This window comes from Enterobacter cloacae, from assembly GCF_011078175.1.
In the GTDB taxonomy this organism is placed as follows: Bacteria; Pseudomonadota; Gammaproteobacteria; order Enterobacterales; family Enterobacteriaceae; genus Enterobacter; species Enterobacter cloacae_Q.
This window is the reverse complement of record NZ_JAALCJ010000002.1, coordinates 174,565-201,001: the sequence shown is the minus strand read 5'-3', so window position 1 is coordinate 201,001 and position 26,437 is coordinate 174,565. Positions and strand designations below refer to the sequence as shown.

The 26,437-nt window shown below is 56.6% G+C and carries 25 protein-coding genes and 3 tRNA genes; 16 read left to right on the top strand and 12 right to left on the bottom strand.

What is annotated here, in order from left to right; translation table 11 throughout:
* The first annotated feature begins 2 nt into the window (after nt 1-2).
* The 5 genes from G6Q29_RS05150 (at nt 3) to pnuC (ending at nt 2,421) form a co-directional block, all read left to right on the top strand.
* Nucleotides 3-78 (top strand) — tRNA-Lys (locus tag G6Q29_RS05150).
* 41 nt (nt 79-119) lie between these two features.
* Nucleotides 120-195: transfer RNA gene (locus G6Q29_RS05145), tRNA-Lys, on the top strand.
* 31 nt (nt 196-226) lie between these two features.
* Nucleotides 227-302 (top strand) — tRNA-Lys (locus G6Q29_RS05140).
* A 333-nt stretch (nt 303-635) separates the two neighbouring features.
* On the top strand, nt 636-1,679 hold the full coding sequence (gene nadA, locus G6Q29_RS05135; RefSeq protein ID WP_165464803.1) for a quinolinate synthase NadA: 1,044 nt from the start codon (nt 636-638) through the stop codon (nt 1,677-1,679).
* Between the two features lie 22 nt (nt 1,680-1,701).
* Nucleotides 1,702-2,421 carry a nicotinamide riboside transporter PnuC gene (gene pnuC / locus G6Q29_RS05130; protein ID WP_165464802.1) on the top strand — a complete coding sequence of 240 codons (720 nt, stop codon included), beginning with the start codon at nt 1,702-1,704 and terminating at the stop codon, nt 2,419-2,421.
* Here the strand turns inward: pnuC and zitB are convergent.
* Both zitB and G6Q29_RS05120 read right to left on the bottom strand, forming a co-directional pair.
* Nucleotides 2,418-3,356 carry a CDF family zinc transporter ZitB gene (gene zitB, locus G6Q29_RS05125; protein WP_165464801.1) on the bottom strand — a complete coding sequence of 313 codons (939 nt, stop codon included), beginning with the start codon at nt 3,354-3,356 and terminating at the stop codon, nt 2,418-2,420. The genes pnuC and zitB overlap by 4 nt on opposite strands.
* A 100-nt stretch (nt 3,357-3,456) precedes the next feature.
* Complete coding sequence (locus tag G6Q29_RS05120; RefSeq protein ID WP_165465076.1) at nt 3,457-3,816, bottom strand: protein YbgS; 360 nt, start codon at nt 3,814-3,816, stop codon at nt 3,457-3,459.
* A gap of 304 nt (nt 3,817-4,120) precedes the next feature.
* On the opposite strand from G6Q29_RS05120, the gene aroG reads away from it, so the two are divergent.
* Nucleotides 4,121-5,173, top strand: coding sequence for a 3-deoxy-7-phosphoheptulonate synthase AroG (aroG, locus tag G6Q29_RS05115; protein WP_165464800.1), 1,053 nt, complete (start codon nt 4,121-4,123; stop codon nt 5,171-5,173).
* Nucleotides 5,174-5,234: 61 nt separating this feature from the next.
* On the opposite strand, the gene gpmA is transcribed toward aroG, so the two are convergent.
* From gpmA to modE, 7 genes are all read right to left on the bottom strand, one after another.
* Entirely contained in the window at nt 5,235-5,987 is a 753-nt protein-coding gene (gpmA, locus tag G6Q29_RS05110; protein ID WP_063623650.1) for a 2,3-diphosphoglycerate-dependent phosphoglycerate mutase, read from the bottom strand.
* A 274-nt stretch (nt 5,988-6,261) separates the two neighbouring features.
* A complete protein-coding gene (galM, locus tag G6Q29_RS05105; RefSeq protein ID WP_165464799.1) occupies nt 6,262-7,305 on the bottom strand; it encodes a galactose-1-epimerase in 1,044 nt (347 codons plus the stop codon).
* Entirely contained in the window at nt 7,299-8,447 is a 1,149-nt protein-coding gene (galK, locus tag G6Q29_RS05100) for a galactokinase (RefSeq protein ID WP_165464798.1), read from the bottom strand. Before galK ends, galM begins: the two co-directional genes overlap by 7 nt.
* Nucleotides 8,448-8,450: 3 nt before the next feature.
* Nucleotides 8,451-9,497, bottom strand: a complete 1,047-nt coding sequence (gene galT / locus G6Q29_RS05095; protein ID WP_165464797.1) for a galactose-1-phosphate uridylyltransferase — start codon at nt 9,495-9,497, stop codon at nt 8,451-8,453.
* Nucleotides 9,498-9,506: 9 nt separating this feature from the next.
* The gene (gene galE / locus G6Q29_RS05090) at nt 9,507-10,523 is read right to left on the bottom strand and encodes a UDP-glucose 4-epimerase GalE (RefSeq protein WP_165464796.1); all 1,017 of its coding nucleotides are present in this window, start codon (nt 10,521-10,523) and stop codon (nt 9,507-9,509) included.
* A gap of 201 nt (nt 10,524-10,724) precedes the next feature.
* Nucleotides 10,725-12,197 (bottom strand): molybdate ABC transporter ATP-binding protein ModF, encoded by a 1,473-nt coding sequence (modF, locus tag G6Q29_RS05085; protein ID WP_165464795.1) that lies wholly within the window; start codon nt 12,195-12,197, stop codon nt 10,725-10,727.
* A gap of 67 nt (nt 12,198-12,264) precedes the next feature.
* Nucleotides 12,265-13,053, bottom strand: a complete 789-nt coding sequence (gene modE, locus G6Q29_RS05080) for a molybdenum-dependent transcriptional regulator (RefSeq protein ID WP_165464794.1) — start codon at nt 13,051-13,053, stop codon at nt 12,265-12,267.
* Between the two features lie 127 nt (nt 13,054-13,180).
* On the opposite strand from modE, the gene G6Q29_RS05075 reads away from it, so the two are divergent.
* The 4 genes from G6Q29_RS05075 (at nt 13,181) to modC (ending at nt 16,035) form a co-directional block, all read left to right on the top strand.
* Nucleotides 13,181-13,333: an AcrZ family multidrug efflux pump-associated protein gene (locus G6Q29_RS05075; protein WP_003858549.1), complete on the top strand. Its 153-nt coding sequence runs from the start codon at nt 13,181-13,183 to the stop codon at nt 13,331-13,333.
* Between the two features lie 178 nt (nt 13,334-13,511).
* Nucleotides 13,512-14,288 (top strand): molybdate ABC transporter substrate-binding protein, encoded by a 777-nt coding sequence (gene modA, locus G6Q29_RS05070; RefSeq protein ID WP_165464793.1) that lies wholly within the window; start codon nt 13,512-13,514, stop codon nt 14,286-14,288.
* Nucleotides 14,285-14,977 carry a molybdate ABC transporter permease subunit gene (gene modB, locus G6Q29_RS05065; RefSeq protein WP_165464792.1) on the top strand — a complete coding sequence of 231 codons (693 nt, stop codon included), beginning with the start codon at nt 14,285-14,287 and terminating at the stop codon, nt 14,975-14,977. The genes modA and modB overlap by 4 nt, the downstream gene beginning before the upstream one ends.
* Nucleotides 14,977-16,035, top strand: a complete 1,059-nt coding sequence (gene modC / locus G6Q29_RS05060) for a molybdenum ABC transporter ATP-binding protein ModC (protein ID WP_165464791.1) — start codon at nt 14,977-14,979, stop codon at nt 16,033-16,035. Before modB ends, modC begins: the two co-directional genes overlap by 1 nt.
* On the opposite strand, the gene G6Q29_RS05055 is transcribed toward modC, so the two are convergent.
* The gene (locus tag G6Q29_RS05055) at nt 16,036-16,854 is read right to left on the bottom strand and encodes a pyridoxal phosphatase (protein ID WP_165464790.1); all 819 of its coding nucleotides are present in this window, start codon (nt 16,852-16,854) and stop codon (nt 16,036-16,038) included.
* A 119-nt stretch (nt 16,855-16,973) separates the two neighbouring features.
* On the opposite strand from G6Q29_RS05055, the gene pgl reads away from it, so the two are divergent.
* Nucleotides 16,974-17,969, top strand: a complete 996-nt coding sequence (gene pgl / locus G6Q29_RS05050; RefSeq protein WP_165464789.1) for a 6-phosphogluconolactonase — start codon at nt 16,974-16,976, stop codon at nt 17,967-17,969.
* A 102-nt stretch (nt 17,970-18,071) separates the two neighbouring features.
* On the opposite strand, the gene G6Q29_RS05045 is transcribed toward pgl, so the two are convergent.
* Entirely contained in the window at nt 18,072-19,355 is a 1,284-nt protein-coding gene (locus G6Q29_RS05045; RefSeq protein WP_165464788.1) for a putative acyl-CoA thioester hydrolase, read from the bottom strand.
* A gap of 223 nt (nt 19,356-19,578) precedes the next feature.
* Here G6Q29_RS05045 and hutI point away from each other — a divergent pair, with 223 nt between their 5' ends.
* The 5 genes from hutI to hutH all read left to right on the top strand — a co-directional run bounded on the left by hutI (nt 19,579) and on the right by hutH (nt 25,824).
* Entirely contained in the window at nt 19,579-20,802 is a 1,224-nt protein-coding gene (gene hutI, locus G6Q29_RS05040; protein WP_165464787.1) for an imidazolonepropionase, read from the top strand.
* Complete coding sequence (hutG, locus tag G6Q29_RS05035; RefSeq protein WP_165464786.1) at nt 20,799-21,737, top strand: formimidoylglutamase; 939 nt, start codon at nt 20,799-20,801, stop codon at nt 21,735-21,737. The genes hutI and hutG overlap by 4 nt, the downstream gene beginning before the upstream one ends.
* A gap of 19 nt (nt 21,738-21,756) precedes the next feature.
* Nucleotides 21,757-22,491, top strand: a complete 735-nt coding sequence (locus tag G6Q29_RS05030; RefSeq protein WP_165464785.1) for a histidine utilization repressor — start codon at nt 21,757-21,759, stop codon at nt 22,489-22,491.
* 127 nt (nt 22,492-22,618) lie between these two features.
* The gene (hutU, locus tag G6Q29_RS05025; RefSeq protein ID WP_165464784.1) at nt 22,619-24,307 is read left to right on the top strand and encodes a urocanate hydratase; all 1,689 of its coding nucleotides are present in this window, start codon (nt 22,619-22,621) and stop codon (nt 24,305-24,307) included.
* Complete coding sequence (hutH, locus tag G6Q29_RS05020) at nt 24,304-25,824, top strand: histidine ammonia-lyase (protein ID WP_165464783.1); 1,521 nt, start codon at nt 24,304-24,306, stop codon at nt 25,822-25,824. The genes hutU and hutH overlap by 4 nt, the downstream gene beginning before the upstream one ends.
* A 91-nt stretch (nt 25,825-25,915) precedes the next feature.
* Here hutH and G6Q29_RS05015 read toward each other — a convergent pair whose 3' ends face one another.
* A complete protein-coding gene (locus tag G6Q29_RS05015) occupies nt 25,916-26,392 on the bottom strand; it encodes a kinase inhibitor (protein ID WP_165464782.1) in 477 nt (158 codons plus the stop codon).
* Nucleotides 26,393-26,437 lie beyond the last annotated feature (45 nt).

Genomic DNA, 26,437 nt, shown 5'->3' with positions numbered 1-26,437 from the left:
TCGGGTCGTTAGCTCAGTTGGTAGAGCAGTTGACTTTTAATCAATTGGTCGCAGGTTCGAATCCTGCACGACCCACCAATTTTATTGGTTCCGAGTGATAATTCAGGCAACACCCAAATGGGTCGTTAGCTCAGTTGGTAGAGCAGTTGACTTTTAATCAATTGGTCGCAGGTTCGAATCCTGCACGACCCACCAGCCTGAATAAAGTTGAAGTACATCCCGCAAGGGGTCGTTAGCTCAGTTGGTAGAGCAGTTGACTTTTAATCAATTGGTCGCAGGTTCGAATCCTGCACGACCCACCAATTTTTAATGTTTTACTCAGATATTAAACGTGAAGGATAACGTTGCTTCAGCAACGGCCCGAAGGGCGAGGCGAAGCCGAGTCATCCTGCACGACCCACCAATGTAAAAAAGCGCCCTAAAGGCGCTTTTTTGCTATCTGAAGTTCAGAAACTTACCCTGTAGGTCGGGTAAGGCGAAGCCGCCACCCGACAAATGCTACCGGCATCAATTCCCGATGACATTCCCCCTCAAATTCGCTATCTTGTTTAGTATATAAAACACCATTGCCTCATTTTTGTTATCTCATGCAAAACAAAGGCAATATTGTTAAGCCAGTAAAACGAGAAGCCATAATGAGTGTGATGTTTGATCCCGAAGCCGCCATCTATCCGTTTCCGCCAAAGCCTGTTCCGCTAAGCCAGGCTGAAAAGCAGTTCTACCGCGAGAAGATCAGACGTCTTCTGAAAGAGCGAGATGCGGTGATGGTGGCACATTACTACACCGACCCGGAAATCCAGCAGCTGGCGGAGGAGACGGGGGGCTGTATTTCTGATTCACTGGAGATGGCACGCTTCGGTGCAAAACATTCTGCTTCCACGCTCCTTGTCGCTGGGGTGCGTTTTATGGGGGAAACGGCAAAAATCCTCAGTCCGGAAAAAATGGTTCTGATGCCAACGCTGAATGCCGAATGCTCTCTCGACCTCGGTTGCCCGATTGATGAATTCACCGCCTTCTGTGATGCTCACCCTGACCGTACCGTCGTAGTCTACGCCAACACCTCCGCTGCCGTGAAAGCCCGGGCAGACTGGGTGGTGACGTCCAGTATCGCCGTTGAGCTGATTGAGCATCTGGACAGCCTGGGGGAAAAAATCCTCTGGGCGCCCGATCGTCATCTGGGTCACTACGTGCAAAAACAGACCGGTGCGGATGTGCTGTGCTGGCAGGGTGCCTGTATCGTTCACGACGAGTTTAAGACCCAGGCCCTGACGCGCATGAGAGGGTTATACCCGGACGCCGCGATTCTGGTGCACCCGGAATCCCCGCAGTCCATCGTCGACATGGCGGATGCCGTCGGGTCAACCAGCCAGCTTATTCATGCTGCGAAAACCCTGCCGCACAAGCAGCTCATTGTGGCGACCGATCGCGGTATCTTCTACAAAATGCAGCAGGCCGTGCCGGAAAAAACGTTGCTCGAAGCGCCGACCGCCGGAGAAGGGGCGACCTGCCGAAGCTGCGCGCATTGTCCGTGGATGGCGATGAATGGGCTCAAAGCGATTGCGGAGGGGCTGGAGAACGGTGGTGTAGCGCATGAGATCCACGTGGATGCCGCCCTGCGTGAAGGCGCGTTAATTCCGCTTAACCGTATGCTGGATTTTGCGGCTACACTACGTACTTAACTCATTACGCCCCGGAGAAAAAATGGATTTTTTTAGTACACAGAACATCCTGGTTCACATCCCGATTGGTGCGGGCGGCTATGACCTGTCCTGGATTGAAGCGGTAGGTACGCTGGCCGGTTTACTCTGTATCTGGCTGGCCAGCCTGGAGAAGATCGGCAACTATGCGTTCGGGCTGATTAACGTTACGCTGTTTGCGATCATCTTCTTCCAGATCCAGCTCTACGCCAGCCTGCTTCTACAGCTGTTCTTCTTCGCGGCCAACATCTACGGCTGGTATGCCTGGTCGCGGCAAAACAGCCAGCAGGAGGCGGAGCTGCAAATCCGCTGGCTGCCGTTGCCAAAAGCGATCGCCTGGCTCGCGGCCTGCGTGGTGGCTATCGGCCTGATGACCGTCTTTATCGATCCGGTATTTGCCTTCCTGACGCGCGTGGCGGTCTCGGTGATGTCGGGGCTGGGGTTGAACGTTACCCTGCCAGAGCTTCAGCCGGATGCCTTCCCGTTCTGGGATTCCTGCATGATGGTGTTGTCGATTGCGGCGATGATCCTGATGACGCGTAAATACGTTGAGAACTGGCTGTTATGGGTAGTGATTAACGTGATTAGCGTGGTGATTTTTGCCCGTCAGGGCGTTTATGCCATGTCGCTGGAGTACATGCTGCTGACCGTCATTGCTCTCAACGGCAGCCGCATGTGGATTAACAGCGCGCGCGAGCGTGGCTCTCGCGCGCTTTCCCGTTAATGGTGATGTGCGTGTGAGTGGCCGGACTGCGCCTCGTTAAGGTGGCAGTCTGGCCCGCTGCAAGGCTGGTACTCCATCTGGATAGTGGAGTGCGCAATCTCGTAGTGATGCTCAAGGAAGTGCTGAATACGTTCAAGCAGCGCGTCGTGATCGTGGGGCGGAACAACCTGAACGTGCAGCGTCATAAGCGGTTTTTCCCCAACCAGCCAGACGTGAACGTGATGGACGTTACGAACCTCAGGAATGGAGCGACTCAGGTTGCGCTTCAGTTCGCCAATATCCAGTGACGTGGGCGCGCCTTCCAGCAGCTCATTAACGCTCTCCTTCAATAGCCGCCAGGCGCTGCGCAATACCAGGCACGATACCAGCACGGAAAGAATCGGGTCGATAGGGGTCCAGCCCGTACCCATAATAATCAGCGCGGCCACAATCGCACCAACAGAACCCAGCAAATCACCGAGCACGTGCAGCGCCGCGGCCCGCACGTTCAGATTTTTTTCGCTGCTGCCGCGGTGCAAGATCCAGAACGCCAGAATATTGGCAACCAGGCCGGCAATGGCAATCACCATCATCGTTGTCCCGGCTACCGGTTGGGGATGCCGAAAGCGCTGAAAAGCCTCCCAGACGATAAGAATAGTAATGACTACCAATGCAATAGCATTCACAAAGGCGGCCAGCGTGGTCAGCCTGAGCCAGCCAAAGGTGTGTCGGGCATTGGGTGGACGACGGGCAAACTGCACGGCCAGCAGGGCAAACAGAAGCGCGGCAGCGTCAGTCAGCATATGCCCGGCGTCGGCCAGCAGCGCCAGCGAACCGGATATCAGCCCGCCGATTACCTCAATGATCATAAAGGTGGCGGTGACGCCGAAAGCCAGCAGCAGCCGTTTGGCATTTTCATCGCCAGTAGAGGGAGTATGGGAGTGGGAGTGCGCCATGGAATCGTTCCTGGTTTATTATTATTTTTAGTGTAGCGTTTTTAAAAGGTTAAATAAAAAAGGAGAGCATTCGCTCCCCCTGTTTTTACCTTACAAAAGGTTACTGAGTAGTACCGTCCGTTTTGGTATCGGCATCGCTACCCACTTTCTCATTGGGGTCCGGACATTTCCCGTCTTTACACATCGAGTTTTTATGAACCTCATCGCTGGTCATGCCGTCGTGGTTCATGGTGCCGGTATTCGTACCGCCGGTGTTAGTATTGCCCGTGTTGATGTTGCTGTTATCAACATTATTTGGCGCGATATTCTGTTTTGCATCCGGCGCAACCTGGCCTGCTTCGGCGGCAGCGTTCGCGTCACCGTTGCTGCCGGATGAGCCGGTATCGGCTGCCAGCACGCTGCCGCTTGCCAGGGTAAGGGTTGCCGTCAGGAAAAGCGTAGTCAGTTTCGTCATTTTCATCATGGTGCTCCTGTTCTTATCGTTACGCTGGATAACATTCTCCAACAGTGCATCTTGTTCAGTGGCGAAAGATCCCGGATTTCTGCGTGAGGGCAGAATGGAATCGCGTATAAATATTTCAATTCAGCTGTTACAAGTAAAAAGTTTAGGCCAGATCTCATTTTTCGCTATTTTGTGGTGAATTTTAGGCGAATTCCAGGAATTATCTGCGTGAAGTGTAAAAGCCCGTTTACACTTCGGGGCCGACAAGTTAGATTGAAAGCATTGCTTTCATTACTAAAGATATGGCAGAGCCGGAAAGAAGATGAATTATCAGAACGACGATTTACGTATCAAAGAGATCAACGAGTTATTACCTCCCGTAGCGCTCCTTGAAAAATTCCCCGCTACCGAAAATGCCGCCAACACGGTGTCTCATGCCCGCAAGGCGATCCACAAGATCCTCAAAGGAAGCGACGATCGGCTTCTGGTGGTGATCGGGCCGTGCTCCATTCACGATCCTGCTGCGGCCAAAGAGTATGCGTCACGACTCCTCACCCTGCGTGAAGAGCTGAAGGACGAACTGGAAATCGTAATGCGCGTCTATTTCGAAAAACCGCGTACCACCGTGGGCTGGAAAGGGCTGATTAACGATCCGCACATGGACAACAGCTTCCAGATCAACGATGGCCTGCGCATTGCGCGTAAGCTGCTGCTGGAAATTAACGACAGCGGGCTGCCTGCTGCCGGAGAATTCCTCGATATGATCACCCCGCAGTATCTGGCTGACCTGATGAGCTGGGGAGCCATTGGCGCGCGTACGACTGAATCTCAGGTGCACCGCGAGCTGGCGTCTGGCCTGTCATGTCCGGTGGGTTTTAAAAACGGTACTGACGGCACCATTAAGGTCGCCATCGATGCTATCAATGCGGCTGGCGCGCCGCACTGCTTCCTGTCGGTGACCAAGTGGGGCCACTCGGCTATCGTGAATACCAGCGGTAATGGCGATTGCCATATCATTCTGCGCGGCGGTAAAGAGCCTAACTACAGCGCTAAACACGTGGCAGAGGTAAAAGCAGGGCTGGAGAAAGCGGGTCTGCCACCGCAGGTGATGATCGATTTCAGCCATGCCAACTCCAGCAAACAGTTTAAAAAGCAGATGGAAGTCGGCGCAGATGTTTGTCAGCAGATCGCCAGCGGTGAACGCGCAGTGATTGGGGTGATGATTGAGAGCCATCTGGTGGAAGGCAACCAGAACCTGGAGGGCAGCGAGCCGCTGGTCTACGGTAAGAGCGTGACGGATGCCTGCATTGGCTGGGACGATACCGATACGATCCTGCGTCAGCTGGCGGATGCGGTTAAAGCGCGTCGCGGCTAAATTTGTCCCGGGCAATAAAAAAGCGTGGATTGCTCCACGCTTTTTTTATGTCCGGCGAAAATTACTTCGCTTTACCCTGGTTTGCCACGGCCGCCGCTTTTGCAGCGATTTCATCGGCGTTACCCAGATAGTAATGTTTAACCGGTTTGAAGTTTTCGTCGAACTCGTACACCAGCGGTACGCCGGTAGGGATATTCAGCTCGAGGATCTCATCTTCACCCATGTTGTCCAGGTATTTCACCAGCGCACGCAGGGAGTTACCGTGAGCAGCGATAATGACGCGCTCGCCGCTTTTCAGGCGTGGCAGAATGGTTTCGTTCCAGTAAGGCACAACGCGGTCGATGGTCAGCGCCAGGCTTTCGGTCTGAGGCAGTTCAGCTTCAGTCAGCTTCGCGTAACGCGGATCGTGACCCGGGTAGCGCTCGTCATCTTTGCTCAGCTCTGGAGGCGTGACCGCAAAACCACGACGCCACTGCTTAACCTGCTCGTCACCGTATTTTTCTGCGGTTTCCGCTTTGTTCAGACCTTGCAGCGCACCGTAATGACGCTCGTTCAGTTTCCAGGATTTCTCAACCGGCAGCCAGGCCTGATCCAGCTCGTCCAGAACATTCCACAGGGTATGGATGGCACGTTTCAGCACAGAGGTGTAAGCAAAGTCAAAGGTGAAGCCTTCGTCTTTCAGCAGCTTACCTGCCGCTTTTGCTTCGCTCACGCCTTTCTCGGACAGATCAACGTCATACCAACCGGTGAAGCGGTTTTCGTTGTTCCACTGGCTTTCGCCGTGGCGCACCAGGACAAGCTTAGTATTAGCCATTTCTTACTCCTCAAGCATTTTGAATGATAACAATTCTCATTATATTGCCGTGACTGTGCCAGCAGCAACGCTTAACCCTAACCATAGCGAAAATAGTTCGAGAGTGTAAGATGCATGTGAATCCAGGGTTATGATTTTGTCTGCGATCGCCGCTATTTTCAGCAAGGCGGAGATAAAAAAGCCCTCGGGATGAGGGCCTGGCTTTTTCACCGGATGGCGCTTCGCTTATCCGACCTACATCAGTAGGCCCGTGCATGCGTAGCGCCGCCGGTCATTAAGCGCGCGGAATGAAATGATATTCGGTGACGCTTACGTACTCTTCACCCGGACGTAGCACACAGTCCGGCTGCGGCCATTCAGGATGGTTAGGCGTGTCCGGCAGGAACTCGCTCTCCAGCGCCAGTCCTTGCCAGGCGCCGTAGGCGTCATGTTCGCGCGCCGTGGTACCCTCCAGATAGTTACCGGAGTAGAACTGTAGGGCAGGGGCGGTGGTGTAGACCGTCATCTGTAACTTCTCATCAGCAGACCAGACCTGGGCGGCAGGTTGAGAAAGATCGCCTTTCGCCTGCAACAGGAACGCGTGGTCGTAGCCTTTCACCTTGCGCTGATCGTCATCACTCAGGAAATCCTGGGCAATGGTTTTCGGCTGACGGAAATCAAAGCTATTTCCGCTTACCGGTTTCAGCCCCTGATAAGGGATACCCATCTCATCGACCGGCAGATACTCGTCCGCCAGGATCTGGAGTTTGTGGCTGCGGACATCGGTCTGATTACCGTCAAGGTTGAAATAGGCATGGTTCGTCAGGTTGACCGGGCACGGCTTATCGACCGTTGCGCGGTACTCAATGGCGATGCGATTATCTTCGGTCAGGGTGAAGCGTGCGGTTGCGGTGAGATTGCCCGGGAAGCCCTGATCGCCATCCAGAGAGTCCAGAGAGAACCAGACCTCACCGTCATTTTGCTGCACAATCTTCCAGCGACGTTTATCAAACCCTTCCGGGCCGCCGTGCAGCTGATTTTCCCCCTGGCTTGATAGCAGGGAATACTCTGTGCCGTCCAGCGTAAACCGGCTTCTGGCGATGCGGTTAGCGTAACGGCCGATGGACGCGCCCAGAAAAGCGGTCTGCTCGATATACTGCTCCGGCGATGCGCAGCCGAGCAGGGTTTCGCGCACGCTGCCGTCAGGCATCGGTACGCGGGCAGAGAGTAGCGTTGCGCCCCAGTCCATCAGCGTAACCACCATCCCGGCGCTGTTGCGCAGGGTTAACAGGCGATACGGCAGACCATCCGGTGCGAGTGTTGGTGTTTCGTTTAGCACTGTCCGGCTCCTTGTGATGCTTTGCAGACATAGAAAGTTTCTTTGATGCCCGTTTTGGCTTCGTACTGTTTAGCTACCGCGTCCTGAATGGCAGGGACCAGCTCTTCCGGTACGAGGGCGACGACGCACCCGCCAAATCCGCCGCCGGTCATACGCACCCCGCCTTTGTCGCCAATTGTGGCTTTCACAATATCAACCAGGGTGTCGATTTGCGGCACGGTGATTTCGAAATCGTCGCGCATGGAGGCATGCGATTCGGCCATCAGCTGGCCCATCCGTTTCAGATCGCCTTTCGCCAGCGCGGAGGCGGCTTCTACGGTACGGGCATTTTCCGTCAGTATATGACGTACGCGCTTCGTGACAACCGGATCCAGCTCGTGGGCAACCTTGTTAAATTCATCAAGTGAAACATCACGCAGGGCTGGCTGCTGGAAGAAGCGCGCGCCGGTTTCGCACTGTTCGCGGCGGGTGTTGTACTCGCTGCCCACCAGGGTGCGTTTAAAGTTACTGTTGATGATCACGACCGCCGCACCGTTTGGCAGCGGAACCGCTTTGGTCCCGAGGGAGCGGCAGTCAATCAGCAAAGCATGTTCTTTCTTGCCCAGCGCGGAAATCAGCTGATCCATAATGCCGCAGTTGCAGCCCACGAACTGGTTTTCTGCTTCCTGACCGTTGAGAGCGATCTGCGCCCCGTCCAGCGGCAGATGATAAAGCTGCTGGAACACGGTGCCGACCGCCACTTCCAGTGATGCAGACGAGCTTAATCCCGCCCCCTGAGGCACGTTGCCGCTGATCACGAGATCGGCTCCGCCGAAATTCTTGTTACGCTTTTGCAGGTGCTTCACCACGCCGCGAACATAGTTCGACCACTGCTGGCTGTCGTGGGTCACGATCGGGGCGTCGAGTGAAAATTCATCAATTTCGTTGTCGTAATCCGCAGCGATCACCCGCACGTGACGATCGTCGCGTTTCGCGCAGCCGATCACCGTCTGGTAGTCAATGGCACAGGGCAGAACAAATCCGTCGTTATAGTCGGTGTGTTCGCCGATCAGATTAACGCGGCCGGGTGCCTGGATAACATGGGTGGCAGGGTAGCCAAATTTTTCAGCAAACAGGGATTGTGTTTTATCTTTCAGACTCATTTTTTAGACTCCTGATTCGCGGTAATGGACGTCGCTAACGGCACGCAGACGTTCTGCCGCCTGTTCCGCCGTCAGGTCGCGCTGGGTTTCCGCCAGCATTTCATAGCCCACCATGAATTTACGTACCGTCGCAGAACGTAGCAGCGGCGGGTAGAAGTGTGCATGTAACTGCCAGTGTTGATTCTCTTCGCCGTTAAACGGCGCGCCGTGCCAGCCCATGGAGTAGGGGAAGGAGCACTGGAACAGGTTGTCGTAGCGGCTGGTCAGTTTTTTCAGCGCCAGCGCAAGGTCGTCTTTTTGCGCGTCGCTGAGGTCGGTAATGCGCTGGACGTGGGCTTTTGGCAGCAGCAGCGTTTCAAACGGCCATGCCGCCCAGTACGGCACCACGGCAAGCCAGTGCTCGGTTTCCACCACGGTGCGGCTGCCGTCCGCCAGCTCACGCTGGGTGTAATCCACCAGCATTGGCGAACCGTTTTGGGAGAAATAGGCTTTTTGCAGCCGGTCTTCACGTTCGGCTTCGTTCGGCAGGAAGCTGTTCGCCCAGATCTGGCCGTGCGGGTGCGGGTTAGAGCAGCCCATCGCCGCGCCTTTATTCTCAAACACCTGCACCCACGGATAGGTCTGACCCAGCTCCGCCGTTTGTGCCTGCCAGGTGCTGACAACTTCCTTCAGCGCCTCTACGCTCAGCTCCGGCAGCGTTTTGCTGTGATCGGGAGAAAAGCAGATCACGCGGCTGGTGCCGCGGGCGCTTTCACAGCGCATCAGCGGGTCATGGCTTTCCGGCGCGTCCGGCGTATCGGTCATCAGCGCCGCGAAATCGTTAGTGAAAACGTAGGTGCCTTTGTAATCGGGGTTTTTATCGCCCGTCACGCGCGTATTGCCTGGACAGAGGAAACAGTCCGGATCGTGCTGAGGCAGCGTCTGTTTAGCAGGCGTCTCTTGCGCTCCCTGCCAGGGGCGCTTGGCGCGATGCGGTGAAACTAAAATCCATTGCCCGCTGAGCGGGTTAAAACGACGATGCGGGTGATCGACGGGATTAAATTGCGTCATGACAAATCCTTAGTCCGGATAGCCCTGCGGATGGCGTGACTGCCAGCGCCAGGTATCCTGTGCCATTTCATCGAGCGTGCGGGTGACACGCCAGTTAAGCTCTTTATCCGCTTTGGAGGCATCGGCCCAGTAAGCCGGAAGATCGCCATCGCGGCGCGGCGCGAAGTGGTAGTTCACCGGCTTGCCGCAGGCTTTGCTGAAGGCATTCACCACATCCAGCACGCTGCTGCCGACGCCGGCGCCGAGGTTGTAAATATGCACGCCCGGTTTATCCGCCAGCTGCTGCATCGCCGCCACGTGGCCGTCGGCCAGATCCATTACGTGAATGTAATCGCGCACGCCGGTGCCGTCTTCGGTAGGATAATCATTACCAAAAATCGCCAGGGAGTCGCGACGCCCTACGGCAACCTGTGCGATATACGGCATCAGGTTATTTGGAATGCCCTGCGGATCTTCGCCCATATCACCTGACGGATGCGCGCCGACCGGGTTGAAGTAGCGCAGCAACGCGATGCTCCACTCTGGCTGGGCTTTTTGCAGGTCGGTCAGGATCTGCTCTACCATCAGCTTGCTTTTGCCATACGGGCTTTGCGGCGTACCGGTTGGGAAGCTTTCAACGTAGGGAATTTTTGGCTGATCGCCGTAAACGGTCGCGGAGGAGCTGAAGATAAAGTTTTTAACGTTCGCCGCACGCATGGCGGCGATCAGGCGCAGGGTACCATTGACGTTGTTATCATAGTACTCAAGCGGTTTTGCCACCGATTCGCCAACCGCTTTCAGGCCTGCGAAGTGGATAACGGTTTCGATCGCGTGATCGTGAAGGATTTCAGTCATCAACGCTTCATTACGGATGTCGCCTTCCACGAAAGTCGGCTGTTTACCTGAAAGGCGTTCAATGACCGGCAGCACGCTGCGCTTGCTGTTGCACAGGTTATCAAGAATGACGACATCGTGGCCGCTTTGCAGCAGTTGCACACAGGTATGACTTCCTATGTAACCGCTACCACCTGTTACCAGAACTCGCATTTTTCGCTCCATTAGGCTTATGGTATGAATTAACCTTAGCATATCAGAGACGCGAAAAGTGTGACATGGGATAAAATAGTGGTATCGTTTACACTGGTTTTCACACGCGCTTTTACTCAGACTAAGTGCATTGTAGATCAAAGAGATAGAGTTATATTATTGCGGCTTGTCTGAAAAGCGGAGGGCAATGCCCTCCAGAGATTAATCGATTTTGCTCAGCAGGTAGCGGTAATGCTCGCCGTCAGGGACAAACTCCAGCCGATGGGTGATGCAGGACGGCGCATCCTCAGCATGGTGGGACACAAACAGCAGCTGGGTTTCACCTTCGCTAATCAGGACATCCACAAAGCGGCGGATCAGCTGACGGTTGAGCGGATCCAGCCCCTGTAACGGTTCATCCAGAATCAGTAGCGTAGGGTGTTTGACCAGCGCGCGGACGATTAATGCCAGCCGCTGCTGCCCCCACGACAGGCTGTGGAATGGCGCATCGGCTACCCGGTTGTCCATACCCAGAATATCCAGCCACTGCTGCGCCAGCTTGTGCTGCTTGTCGGATACCGCCTGATAAATACCGATAGAGTCAAAGAAGCCAGAGATAATCACGTTTCGCACCGTGGTGCTCACCCGGTAGTCCAGATGCAGGCTGCTGCTAACATAGCCGATGTGCTTTTTGATATCCCAGATGGTTTCCCCGCTGCCGCGCCGACGGCCAAAGAGGGTCAGATCGTTGCTGTATCCCTGCGGGTGATCGCCGGTGATCAGGCTCAGCAGCGTAGATTTCCCCGCCCCGTTGGGACCGACGATCTGCCAGTGCTCACCGGCATTAACCGTCCAGCTGAGGTGATTAAGAATAGGGCGATCGTCATAAGAAACCACCCCGTCGCGCAGCACAATGCGCGGCTGAGCGGGATCCAGCCCGTGGCGTGCTGAAGGCGCATCCGGCTCCGGCAGGGTGATACCGTCCAGTTTTTCGCTATGCGCCAGCTGCGCAATCAGCGCCTGCCGGAGCAGTACGGCTTTCTCGCCGGTTTCGGTCAGGCTACAGTCAGCCAGCACGCCCGCGTAATGTATGAAGTCCGGGATCTCATCAAAGCGGTTCAGGACCAGCACAAGGGTGTATCCCTGCTGGTTAAGTGACGCCAGCAACGCTGCCAGCTGCGCGCGGGACTGCACATCCAGCCCGTCAAACGGTTCATCCAGAATCAGGAGTTCCGGCTCGCTCATCAGCGCCTGACACAGCAGCGTTTTGCGCGTCTCGCCGGTAGAGAGATATTTAAAGCGGCGGTTAAGCAGGGCGGTAATGCCAAATTGCTCCGCCAGCTGCTGACAGCGGGCAGGATCGTTTATCTCATCCTGGATAATTTCCGCCGTCGTGCGGCCGGTATCTTCTTCGCCGGGGCTGAGCAAATCGGTATTGTTACGCTGCCATTCATCGCTGACCAGCTTTTGCAGCTGTTCGAAGGAAAGGCGCGTCAGCCGGGTAAAGGTGCACCGACGTTCACCCTTCAGTTGGGTTAATTCGCCTGCCAGAGCGCGGGCCAGCGCGGATTTTCCGCTGCCATTAGCGCCCACAAACGCCCAGCTTTCTCCGGCGCGAAGGGTTAACTCTGGCAGCGATAAGGTACGGGTATCGCTAAGACGAAACGTGCCTTGCGAAATATGCAATGATGACATGTGTTATCCCATTTTTTGCAGCAACAGATGTCAGGGATACTCAGTGTTAGCAGGGTTGTCAATGCGCTTAGCACAATGTGGCGATAATTACCCGGTCTGCATTGAAATATGCGGTCGCTACAGCACCTTCGTCTAATTCGGCCGCGTCGTTCGCCGGAACGGTGGCGCAGAGCGACTGTCCATCCGGCAGGGTCATCAGCACTTCACATTGTTCTGCGCCACGCTCGATGTGGCTGATAGTCCCGCTTAGCTGGTTATCGGCCTCGGCGGCCTGCTCAGGGTTGAGCGTGATGCGGATCCAGGGGGCCTTGAGTAATACCAACACCTCCTGGCCTTCGTTCAGCCCAAGGCGCTGACCACTTTGCGCAGTGATGGCGGCCTTCATGCGCGTCGTGCCGTCCGCGAGCAGGATCTCAATATGCTCCTGCACCAGCGAATAATCGCGCCCCGTCACCGTACCAAACCACTGGTTGCGGGCGCTGGTCTGTAAAGAGAAACGGGAGATGGCGCCCAACAGGCTGTCCAGCGGCAGGTTGTCGTCGTCGCTCAGTACATCAAATGCTTTTTGCTGGATCTGCGCCAGTAAATCGTAGAGCTGGATCAGACGTTGCCCGTAACGCGTCAATACGGCGCCGCCGCCGCCTTTACCGCCGGTGGCGCGCTCAACCAGCGTGTGTTCGCTCAGGGTGTTCATGTCGTTGATCGCATCCCAGGCGCTTTTATAGCTGATGCCGGCGTTTTTGGCTCCCTGGCTAATCGAGCCTGTTTGTTCTATTTGTTTTAACAGGGCGATACGTCGCGGATCGGCGAAAAGCTTCTGCTGAAGTCGTAAGGTGAGGAGAATTTCGGCCTGCATAACAATGTCCTGGCAAAAAGGCTATTGTGACCCAAATGCCCGGGGGCGGAAAGCGCACCGCACAAAAGGGGATGTTTTTCTTCCTTTTCAGGGTAGAATAAGCCGTTCACAAGATCTGGAGAAAACCATGTTAGAGTTGTTGAAAAGTCTGGTATTCGCGGTAATCATGGTGCCAGTAGTGATGGCTATCATCCTCGGTGCCATCTACGGCCTGGGTGAAGTGTTCAACGTCTTTTCGAACATTGGTCATCGTCGTGACCAGCCTAAAAAGCAGCAATGATTTCCTCCAAAACGCCCGGCCAGCCCGGGCGTTTTGCTCTCAAGTTTATCTCTCTCCCGCCGATATCTTTTACAACGTTCCTTGAGTTTACGCATTAATGGGTACGATTTAGCGCTAGGAACGCCTGCGATATGTCGTTATATTTATTTTTATATAACGATACGCACAGGAGCTTCAAATGGCACGTTCATGGGTACGCCTTTTCGCAGGGGCCACGCTGACTCTCTCACTCACCGGCCACGCGCTGGCGGATGAAGGAAAAATCACGGTCTTTGCGGCGGCGTCGCTGACTAACGCGATGCAGGATATTGCTGCGGTATACAAAAAAGAGAAAAACGTCGAAGTCGTTTCGTCGTTTGCCTCTTCGTCCACGCTGGCCCGCCAGATTGAAGCGGGGGCACCGGCGGATCTGTTCATCTCTGCCGATCAGAAATGGATGGATTACGCGGTGGAAAAAAAATCTGTTGATACGGCTACCCGCGAAACGCTGCTGGGAAATAGCCTGGTGGTGGTCACGCCCGCAAACAGCAAGCAGGGCGACATCGCCATTAACAAACAGACGGACTGGACCCGTCTGCTCAACGGTGGCCGTCTGGCGGTAGGCGATCCGGAGCATGTTCCTGCCGGGATATATGCGAAAGAAGCGCTGCAAAAACTGGGCGCATGGGAGACCTTATCGCCGAAGCTGGCTCCCGCAGAAGATGTGCGTGGCGCGCTGGCGCTGGTGGAGCGTAACGAAGCGCCACTCGGGATCGTTTACGGCTCCGATGCCGTCGCCAGTAAAGGTGTGAAGGTGGTGGGCACCTTCCCGGAAGACTCGCATAAGAAAGTAGAATATCCTGTTGCGATAGTTGATGGACATAAAAATGCGAGCGTGACGGCCTTCGTTGACTACCTGAAGGGGCCGGAAGCGTCCGCGATCTTTAAACGTTACGGATTTACGACTCACGAATGATATTGACCGAACCTGAATGGCAGGCCGTGCTGCTGAGCCTGAAAGTCTCTTCCCTGGCGGTTGCGCTGAGTTTGCCCTTTGGGGTGTTCTTTGCCTGGTTACTGGTTCGCGTGAAGTTTCCAGGCAAAGCCCTGCTCGACAGTGTTCTCCATCTTCCGCTCGTCTTACCGCCTGTGGTGGTTGGATATCTGCTGCTGATCGCCATGGGGCGGCGCGGTTTCATCGGCGAGTGGTTGTACGACTGGTTCGGCCTGACCTTTGCCTTCAGCTGGCGCGGTGCGGTGCTGGCCGCGGCGGTAATGTCCTTCCCGCTGATGGTGCGCGCTATTCGCCTGGCGCTGGAAGGGGTGGATATCCGGTTAGAACAGGCCGCCCGCACGCTGGGCGCAGGCCGCTGGCGGGTATTCCTGACCATTACGCTTCCACTCACGTTACCGGGCATTATCGTCGGTACGGTGTTAGCCTTCGCCCGCTCGTTGGGCGAGTTTGGTGCGACTATTACCTTTGTGTCGAACATTCCCGGCGAGACGCGGACCATTCCGTCGGCTATGTATACCCTGATTCAGACCCCGGGCGGCGAAGGTGCAGCGGCCCGGCTGTGTATTATTTCGATAGTGCTCGCTCTGGTCTCGCTGCTGGTGTCTGAGTGGCTGGCGCGTCTCAGCCGTGAACGGATGGGGAAATCGTGATGCTGGAACTCAACTTTACGCAAACCCTGGGCAGCCACACCCTGACGCTGAACGAAACGCTGCCTGCCAGCGGTATCACCGCCATTTTTGGCGTATCCGGGGCGGGGAAAACGTCGCTGATTAATGCGATTAGCGGCCTGACGCGTCCCCAGTCTGGCCGTATCGTGTTGAATAACCGCGTCTTAAATGACGCGGAGAAGAAGGTCTGCCTGTCACCGGATAAACGCCGTATCGGCTATGTGTTTCAGGATGCGCGCCTGTTTCCGCACTACAGCGTACGCGGGAACCTGCGCTACGGCATGGCAAAAAGCCTGGCCGGACAGTTCGATAAGCTGGTGGCGCTGCTGGGCATCGAACCGCTGCTGGATCGTCTGCCGTCGTCGCTGTCGGGTGGTGAAAAACAGCGCGTGGCGATTGGCCGCGCCCTGTTAACCGCGCCGGAACTGCTGCTGCTGGATGAGCCGCTGGCCTCGCTGGATATTCCGCGCAAGCGCGAGCTGCTGCCGTATCTGCAACGTCTGGCGCGGGAAATCAACGTGCCCATGCTCTACGTCAGCCATTCGCTGGATGAGATTTTACATCTGGCCGACAAAGTGCTGGTGCTGGAAGCGGGCAGGGTGAAGGCATTCGGCAATCTGGAGGAGGTATGGGGCAGTAGCGTTATGCATCCATGGCTGCCAAAGGAGCAGCAGAGCAGCATTCTGAAGGTGAGCGTGCTGGAGCACCACCCGCACTACGCGATGACCGCACTGGCGCTGGGCGATCAGCATTTGTGGGTGAATAAAATCGATACGCCGATTCAGTCCACGTTACGGATCCGCATTCAGGCGTCGGATGTCTCCCTGGTCCTGCAACCGCCGCTGCAAACCAGTATCCGCAATGTTTTGCGCGCAAAAGTGGCGCAGTGTTTTGATGATAACGGCCAGGTGGAAGTGCAGCTGGAAGTCGGCAGCAGAACGCTGTGGGCGCGCATCAGCCCGTGGGCCAGGGATGAGTTAGGTATCAAGCCTGGCCTGTGGCTTTACGCGCAAATCAAGAGCGTCTCCATCACCGCCTGATTACAGCAGGTGGGTATAAATATACTGCGCGATGCTGTCGGTGGTGTTATCGCCAATCACCACGTCAGCGCGCGCTTTCACCGCGTCATCGGCATTGCCCATCGCCACGCCCGTTCCGGCCGCTTCCAGCATGCTGATGTCGTTATAGTTATCGCCGAAGGCAATCACATCCTGCATTGATCCGCCCTGCGATTCAACGAACTGGGTCAGGCGTTTGCCTTTGCTGTTGCCTTTGCGGGCGATATCCACCTGATCGTGCCAGGACCATTCACATTCCAGCCCCAGCGTATGCTCAACATGCTTTGCGAAGGTATTGAGTTTCGTGCTGTCTTCATCGGTCAGGGCAAATTTCCAGATGGCCTCGACGTCTTCCGCCGCCTGGCGCAGGGAGGAAACCTGAGTGAACACCGGACGCTGCGCTTCCGGCAATGACAAAGCCCAGTTGCTGGTGCGGATCACATGGCCGGTAGGACGCTCATACACCATGGCGTTATCCACATACATCAGGCCGTGAATCGCATGCTCATCCAGTAAATCAATCAATTGCAGCGCCTGCGTAACGGGAAGTGGATCGGAGGTTAAAACCTTTTTTGCCTGATAATCATACAAATAGGTACCATTACAGCAAATTGCAGGTGTATCTAAGCCCAGTGCCTGATAAAAAGGATGAATGGCTACGTGATGTCGACCCGTTACGATGAGGAGTTGATACCCCACTTCCTGGGCTCGTTTGAGGGCCTCAAGAGAAGAGGGAAGCAGGGTTTTCTGAGGGGTAAGCAGTGTTCCGTCTAAATCCAGGGCAATCACTCGCGAGGTCATTTTTTCTTCCGGGTTAATGTTGAATTTAAGGTCTGTCGGGATGGTACACCGAGAGCGGATCCCTGCAAAATCCCGAACTACAATTCAGCATTCACCGTTAAAAATAATCAGGAGTATTCATGAAACAAACCGTTTATACCGCCAGTCCTGAAAGTCAGCAGATCCATGTCTGGCGTTTGAATACAGAAGGTTCGCTTACGCTGGTTCAGGTTGTTGATGTGCCAGGCCAGGTACAGCCGATGGTCGTCAGCCCGGATAAACGTTTTCTTTATGTCGGCGTACGCCCGGAATTCCGCGTGCTGGCCTACCGCATTTCCCCGGATGACGGCGCGCTGACCTATACCGCAGAAGCCTCGCTGCCGGGCAGCCCGACCCATATTTCTACCGACCACAAAGGCAACTTCATCTTCAGCGGCTCCTACAATGCAGGCTGCGTAAGCGTTACTCGCCTGGAAGACGGTATTCCTGTTGAAACCGTCGACGTGGTCGAAGGGCTCGAAGGATGCCACTCCGCCAACATCTCGCCGGATAACCGTACGCTGTGGGTGCCCGCGCTGAAGCAGGATCGCATCTGTCTGTTTACCCTGAGCGATGACGGTCATCTGGTCGCGCAAAGCCCGGCGGAAGTCACCACCGTGGAAGGCGCAGGCCCGCGCCACATGGTCTTCCACCCGAATCAGCAGTATGCCTATGTCGTTAACGAGCTGAACAGCTCGGTAGACGTGTGGGAGCTGAACGATCCTAACGGACAGATCGAGTGCGTACAGACGCTGGACATGATGCCAGCTGATTTCTCCGACACTCGCTGGGCGGCAGATATTCACATTACGCCGGATGGCCGTCACCTGTATGCCTGTGACCGTACCTCCAGCCTCATCACCGTCTTCAGCGTCTCTGAAGACGGCAGCGTTCTGGCAGTTGAAGGCTTCCAGCCGACAGAAACCCAGCCGCGCGGCTTTAATGTCGACCACAGCGGCAAATACCTGATTGCGGTGGGGCAGAAATCCCACCATATCGCGCTCTATGAAATCCAGGGCGTGCAGGGTCTACTCGAAGAGAAAGGACGTTATGCGGTCGGACAAGGGCCGATGTGGGTAGTAATTAACGCGCACTGATCCGCAGAGAACAAAAAACCTCGCAAATGCGAGGTTTTTTATGCGCGGTTAATGCATGGGGTAGGCCGGGTAAGGCGCAGCCTCCACCCGGCAACATGCGCGTTACCGCGTCGGTTCAGCAACCACTTTGCTACCCAGACCGCGGTTGTTGTATTCCCACATGCGGTTGAAGCTAGCGTCGTTCAGGTTACGCTGCACGTTGTCTTTATCATCCACCGTGCCGGTGTTGCCGGAGAAAGGACGTTTCGAGATCGCCGCATCCGCCCACGGTTTCGCCATGTTAAAGCCTTCGTTAATCACGCTGTCGCGGATCACGACCTGGCCGTTAGTGGCGGAGTCCACGTCCAGAGAGCGACCAAGCTGCGCCACGCCATCGCCAGCAGCAGTAAAGCGGCTATTCACGGCGAGGAAGCCATAGAACAGGTTGGACTGCGTGGCCGGTGCAAAGACGTAACCTTCCTGCTGCGTACGTGAATTCACCACGCGGAAGTCGGTGTTCTCAAACACCACCGCACCGCGGCCGGAGACCATATCCACGTCGCCTTCAACGTAGCTGTTGGTGACCAGAGTACGCGTCAGACGGTTGTTCTGAAGGGTGTTCTGCACGCCGCTGTTGGTCACGAAGAAGGTGTTCTGGCGGCCCAGGATATTGACGTTGTTAATCTGTACCTTGTCGCCATCGCTACGCAGCGCCACGGCCTGGTGATTACCTGCGTCAACGCTGTCGCCCAGGGTGTTCTGAATGGTCAGGTTCTGCAATTGCAGACCGTTGTTCTGCGACCAGAATACCGCCGAGCACATCACGCCAATGGTGGCGGCACGCTTGCGCTGGCAGTTATCAAACATATACCACGCCGGTTTTCCCGGCATGTATTTACCGGCCGGGTTCACCAGATGACGCCAGGCGGTGCTGTCGATCTCTGAATCAATCGCCAGACCAATTTTCACGTCGATCGCTTTTTCGCCCAGGCCATAAAGCGTAATGCTTCCCGGCGCAGCCGGAACATAAACGGTTCCTTCGTATTCGCCCGGCAGGATGGCGATGTACTGACGAGATGCGCTGTGTTTGGTGATTGCGGCATCAACGGCTGCCTGAATAGAGGTATGCGTGACGCCCTGCGCCCCAGCCGGGCCGACAACGAAGTCTGGCTGTTTCGGCAGGTTAATAGAAGAAGGCGTCCACGGGGCTGCATTTGGATCCATCGCCGAGAAGTAGTGCGCACGGGTGAAGTTCTTCGCTTCCTCCGCTGACAGGATCGGACGAGAAGCGGTGCCCGGCGCAACCTGCTCAGAAGGTTGTTGATCCGGTGGTGTTGAACTGCATGCGGATAAAGTCACGCCAAAGGCGAGTGCCAACGCCAGACGGGAAATCCTGGAAATATTCAAGGTAATGCTCCTGGGTATGCAAGTCTTATCTGGATAGACGAAATAGCCTGCTTTTTTATACTAAGTTGAGCGAAACGGGAAGATAAAAAGGGGAAAAGTTGCATTTTTGTCCGGAGGTGACGGGAAAGTTATCACAAATAAATAACATTTTTCCACAGCGCGGTTGACAGCAGGCGACAGATGAAAATAAATGTCTATACAACCCATGACAAGTGGAAGGCATATGCAGCAGTTTCACCCCGATGATGTGATATGGCGAAATGCGCGACTGGCAACCCTGGCGACAGGTCAGCCGGAACCCTATGGCCTGAAAGAACAACATGCCCTCGTCGTGCGCGGGCAGACGATTCTGGCCGTTATTCCTGAATCAGAGATACCTTCCGGGCATCGCCAGTGTGTCGATCTCGACGGGCGTCTGGTTACCCCCGGCCTGATCGATTGCCACACCCATCTGGTGTTCGGTGGCGATCGCGCAGCGGAATGGGAGCAACGGCTTAACGGTGTGTCGTATCAGACCATTAGCGCGCAGGGAGGCGGAATTAACGCCACGGTTACGGCCACCCGCAACAGTTCCCCGGAAATGTTACTGGCTCTGGCGCAGCGGCGACTCCAGCGGCTGATGAATGAAGGCGTAACGACCATTGAAATCAAATCGGGATACGGACTGAATGCCGAAGCCGAAGAAAAAATGCTGCTGGTTGCCCGCCAGCTCAGCCTGAACAATTTGATTGATATCAGCCCGACGCTGCTGGCCGCACACGCTATTCCTGCCGAGTACCGACAGGATCCGGAGGCTTATCTTACGCTGGTCTGTGAGCAGATCATGCCCACGCTGTGGCAACAAGAGTTATTTGAAGCGGTAGACGTGTTTTGTGAAAACGTCGGCTTTACCCCGGCGCAAACCGAACGCCTGTTCCGGGCCGCCGCCGCGCTCGGGATACCGGTAAAAGGGCATGTAGAGCAACTGTCAAATCTCGGCGGCGCGGCGCTGGTCAGCCAGTATAAAGGGCTGTCGGCCGATCATACCGAGTATCTTGATGATGCGGGTATTAAGGCCATGGCGCAAAGCGGCACGGTGGCGGTATTGCTCCCCGGCGCGTTCTATTTTCTTCAGGAGCGCCAGCGTCCACCGGTGGCGAAGCTCAGAGAGCAGGGCGTGCCGATGGCGGTTGCCACCGACTACAACCCGGGTACAAGCCCGTTTGCCAGCCTGCATCTGGCGATGAACATGGCCTGCGTCCAGTTTGGCCTCACGCCGGAAGAGGCCTGGGCTGGCGTGACGCGGCATGCGGCGCAGGCGCTAGGACGTGGCGCCACGCATGGACAGTTAAAGCCAGGTTATGTGGCCGATTTTGTCGTCTGGGAGGCCAATCATCCGGTTGAGATGGTTTACGAGCCGGGGCGAAATCCTTTATATCAACGCGTGTTTCGGGGGCAGGTAGCATGAAATTGTGGCATCCCGTTTCCCCGCAGATCTGGCAGGGGCGTGACGACAGCGCCGAGTCCAGCAACGCGAAACGTCTTTTCCAGACCATACAGCAGCGCGAATACTTTGCACCCGTGTCGTCAGGCATTGCTCTCATGGGATTTGAATGTGATGAAGGGGTAAAGCGTAACCAGGGCAGACCCGGTGCTGCACTGGCGCCCGATGTGCTGCGCGGCGCGCTGGCGAATATGGCGAGCCATCAGGGGCATGCGCGCCTCGTGGATATGGGCTCTATTTATGTTGAAGGCCACGCGCTGGAGGCGGCACAGCAGGCGCTGAGCGAGGCCATAACATCGTGCCAGCAATCCGGGATGTGTACTCTGGTTTTCGGCGGTGGACATGAAACCGCCTGGGCACACGGGCGCGGCGTGCTTGACGCCTTTCCGAACGATCGCATTGCGGTGATCAACCTGGATGCGCACCTCGATTTACGCCAGGCTGCACGGGCTACGTCCGGCACGCCGTTCCGCCAGCTGGCGCACTACTGCGCGTCTCAGTCGCGGGCGTTTCACTACGCCTGCCTGGGGGTAAGCCGTGCGGCGAATACTCAGGCGCTGTGGGAGGAAGCTGAGCGGTTGAACGTTACGCTGGTTGAAGATCTCGATTTTCGTCGGGATGCGCTATCCGCGCTGGATGGCGTGCTTGCGCAGGCTGACCGGGTTTATCTCACCGTTGACCTCGATGTGCTGCCTGCCGCAGAAATGCCCGCCGTGTCCGCCCCTGCTGCGCTGGGGGTCCCGGCGCTGGATCTGTTCCCGGTGATTGAGCGTATCTGCCGAAGCGGTAAACTACAGGCGGCGGATCTGGTGGAATTTAATCCGCACTACGATCGGGACGGTCAGGGGGCGAAGCTTGCCGCCCGACTGGCCTGGCAAATTGCTCACTGGTGGGCATAACCACATTACAGGAGTCAGCATGTTTTCACGCTCACCGCAGCAACCCTCCAGCCCACCCGCACCTTTTTATGAGAAGGTGAAAAAGGCGATCAGCGAAAAAATTGCTGCCGGGGTCTGGCGTCCGCACGACCGTATTCCCTCCGAAGCCGAACTGGTCGCGCAGTTTGGCTTTAGCCGAATGACCATCAACCGCGCACTGCGTGAACTGACCGATGAAGGGCTGCTGGTGCGTTTGCAGGGTGTCGGAACCTTTGTCGCCGAGCCAAAAGGACAGTCGGCGCTGTTTGAAATCCGCAGCATTGCCGATGAAATTGCCGCCCGCAACCATCAGCACCACTGCGAGGTGCTGGTGCTTGAAGAGACGCAGGCCAGCGCCGAACAGGCCATTGAGCTGAACGTTAATGAGGGCACCCGGATTTTCCATTCGGTGATGGTGCATTACGAGAACGACATTCCGGTCCAGATTGAAGATCGCTGCGTCAACGCGGAGCGGATACCGGACTACCTGAGCCAGGATTACACCCAAACCACACCGCATGCGTATCTCTCGCTCGTCGCCCCGCTGACGGAAGGGGAGCATATCGTGGAAGCCGTGCGCGCCACGCCGCCGGAGTGCGAGCTGTTGCGCATTAGAGAGCACGATCCCTGCCTGCTGATCCGCCGTCGTACCTGGTCATCCTCGCAGATTGTGTCGCATGCAAAGCTGCTGTTTCCAGGGAATCGCTACCGGTTGCAGGGCCACTTTATGTCATAAGTTTTATAAGCGTGATCGCTAACGCAATATAGCAAAATTGTATCTTTTTTGTTAAATCCGACCTTGTGTGTGCTTGTCTATACAAGTATATCTAAATGCATCACCTGTCCCTTATGAGGAACACACAATGTCGTCAGATAAATACCGTAAGCAGGATGTCCGCGCCGCGCGCGGCACCACGCTCACCGCAAAAAGCTGGCTCACGGAAGCGCCGCTGCGCATGTTGATGAACAACCTTGATCCTGAGGTAGCAGAAAATCCCCACGAGCTGGTGGTCTACGGCGGCATTGGCCGCGCCGCGCGCAACTGGGCGTGCTATGACGCGATTGTCGAGTCTTTGACGAATCTCGAAAACGACGAAACGCTGCTGGTGCAATCCGGCAAACCGGTTGGCGTATTCAAAACCCATAAAAATGCGCCCCGCGTGCTGATTGCCAACTCCAACCTGGTGCCACACTGGGCGACGTGGGAGCACTTCAACGAGCTGGACGCAAAAGGGCTGGCCATGTACGGCCAGATGACCGCGGGGAGCTGGATCTACATCGGCAGCCAGGGGATTGTGCAGGGCACCTATGAAACCTTCGTGGAAGCGGGCCGTCAGCACTATAACGGCTCACTGAAAGGCCGCTGGGTGCTCACCGCCGGACTGGGCGGCATGGGCGGCGCGCAGCCGCTGGCCGCGACGCTGGCGGGTGCGTGCTCCCTGAACATTGAGTGCCAGCAGAGCCGCATCGATTTCCGTCTGCGTACCCGCTATGTTGATGAACAGGCCGACAACCTCGATGACGCGCTGTCGCGCATCAAAAAGTACACCGCTGAAGGCAAAGCCGTGTCGGTTGCCCTGTGCGGCAACGCGGCGGATATTCTGCCGGAACTGGTGGCGCGCGGCGTGCGTCCGGATCTGGTCACCGACCAGACCAGCGCTCACGATCCGCTTCACGGTTATCTGCCAAAAGGCTGGACGTGGGAAGACTACCAGCAAAAAGCGGAAACCGATCCTGAGGGCACGGTACTGGCGGCTAAACGCGCCATGGCGGAACACGTCTCCGCGATGCTGGCCTTCAGTAAGATGGGTATTCCGACCTTTGATTACGGGAATAACATCCGCCAGATGGCGAAAGAGATGGGTGTGAATAACGCCTTTGACTTCCCCGGCTTCGTGCCCGCGTACATCCGTCCACTGTTCTGCCGCGGCATCGGGCCGTTCCGCTGGGTTGCCCTGTCCGGCGACCCGGAGGATATCTACAAAACCGACGCCAGACTAAAGGAAATTGTCGCCGACGACGAGCACCTGCACCGCTGGCTGGATATGGCGCGCGAGCGCATTAATTTCCAGGGCCTGCCGGCGCGTATCTGCTGGGTCGGGCTGGAGTGGCGGCAAAAACTCGGCCTCGCCTTTAACGAAATGGTGCGCAGCGGCGAAGTCTCCGCGCCGATCGTCATTGGCCGCGACCATCTGGACTCCGGCTCTGTCGCCAGTCCGAACCGTGAAACCGAAGCCATGCGCGACGGTTCGGATGCGGTCTCCGACTGGCCGCTGCTGAATGCCCTGCTCAACACCGCCAGCGGCGCGACCTGGGTGTCGCTGCACCACGGCGGCGGCGTCGGGATGGGCTTCTCCCAGCACTCCGGGATGGTCATCGTCTGTGACGGAACTGATGAAGCGGCCGCGCGTATCGCTCGCGTGCTGCACAACGACCCGGCAACCGGCGTAATGCGTCACGCGGATGCGGGTTACGAGATTGCCATTGACTGTGCCACAGAGCAGGGGCTGAACCTGCCGATGATCCCTGCCACACAAGGAAAGCCTGCATGAACGCGTTAACACTTACTCCCGGCTCGCTGACGCTCAAACAGCTGCGTCACGTCTGGCGTCAGCCGGTGACACTGACCCTTGATGAAAGCGCCCATCGTGCCATTAACGACAGCGTGGCCTGCGTGGAGGCGATTGTGGCGGAGGGGCGCACCGCCTACGGCATCAATACCGGGTTTGGCCTGCTGGCGCAGACCCGCATTGCCACGCACGATCTGGAGAATTTACAGCGTTCGCTGGTGCTGTCGCACGCGGCGGGGGTTGGCCAGCCGCTGGACGATGAGATCGTCCGTCTGATGATGGTGTTGAAAATCAACAGCCTGGCGCGTGGGTTTTCCGGCATTCGTCTGAGCGTGATCCAGGCGCTGATGGCGCTGGTCAATGCGGAAGTTTATCCGTGGATCCCGGCAAAAGGTTCCGTAGGTGCATCCGGTGACCTCGCACCGCTGGCGCATATGTCGCTGCTTCTGCTGGGTGAAGGCCAGGCGCGCTGGCAAGGAGAGTGGCTGCCTGCGAAAGAGGCGCTGAAAAAAGCTGGCTTAACGCCGATCACCCTCGCGGCAAAAGAGGGGCTGGCGCTGCTCAACGGCACGCAGGCGTCGACGGCCTTTGCGCTGCGCGGCCTGTTTGAAGCGGAAGATCTGTTCGCCTCGGCGGTGGTGTGCGGTGCGCTGACCACCGAGGCGGTGCTCGGCTCGCGTCGTCCGTTCGACGCGCGTATTCACGAGGTGCGCGGCCAGCGCGGTCAGATTGATGCCGCTGCCATGTACCGCCACGTTCTTACCGATACCAGCGACATTGCCGATTCGCATCACAACTGCGAGAAGGTGCAGGATCCGTATTCCCTGCGCTGTCAGCCGCAGGTGATGGGCGCATGCCTGACGCAGCTGCGCCAGGCGGCAGAAGTGCTGCTGGTGGAGGCCAATGCGGTGTCCGATAACCCGCTGGTGTTTGCTCAGGAAAACGAGGTGGTCTCCGGCGGCAACTTCCACGCCGAGCCGGTGGCGATGGCCGCAGATAATCTTGCTCTGGCGATTGCCGAAATCGGGGCGCTGTCTGAGCGTCGTATCGCGCTGATGATGGATAAGCACATGTCCCAGCTGCCACCGTTCCTGGTGCGTAACGGCGGCGTAAACTCGGGCTTTATGATCGCCCAGGTCACCGCCGCGGCACTGGCAAGCGAGAACAAGGCGCTATCGCATCCGCACAGCGTGGACAGCCTGCCAACCTCCGCAAACCAGGAAGATCACGTCTCGATGGCCCCGGCTGCCGGACGTCGACTGTGGGAGATGGCTTCCAACACCCGCGGCGTGCTGGCGGTGGAATGGCTGGCGGCATGTCAGGGTATTGATTTGCGCGAAGGGCTAACATCTAGCCCGCTGCTGGAGCAGGCGCGCCAGGAACTTCGCGAGCATGTTACCCACTACGATGACGACCGCTTCTTTGCGCCGGATATTGATAAGGCGATGCAGCTTCTGGAAGAAGGGCGGCTGGTGGGGTTATTGCCTTCGGTGCTGTGATTTTTACCCTCTTCCACAGGGAGAGGGAATTGTTAGGTTTTCTCCCTCTCCCTGTGGGAGAGGGCCGGGGTGAGGGCATCAGCCCGCACGATTACGAATACATCGCCGTAATCGACGCGCTGCCCAGCGAATGGAAATGCACATTAAAGCCTACCATCGCGCCGCTCGCCCCTTCGTCGACCTCAATCATGTCCACATCCAGCGCGTGTACCGTGAAGATATAGCGGTGGGTTTCCCCTTTTGGCGGCGCCGCGCCGCCGTAGCCCGCTTTGCCAAAGTCAGTGCGCGTCTGAATCGCACCTTCAGGCAGAGCAACCAGATCGGAACCGGAACCCTGCGGCAGCACGCGCGTGTCGGCGGGCAAGTTTGCCACGATCCAGTGCCACCAGCCCGAGCCGGTTGGCGCATCCGGATCGTAGCAGGTTACGACAAAACTTTTGGTTCCCGCTGGCACATCGTCCCACGCCAGATGGGGAGAAATATTATCCCCCTGATAGCCCATCCCGTTAAACACGTGACGTTCCGGCAGCTTTTCGCCGTCGCGTAAATCTTTACTGATGATTTTCATCCGATTTCCCTCGTTACTCACCATTCAGAAAGTGTAACGCATGGG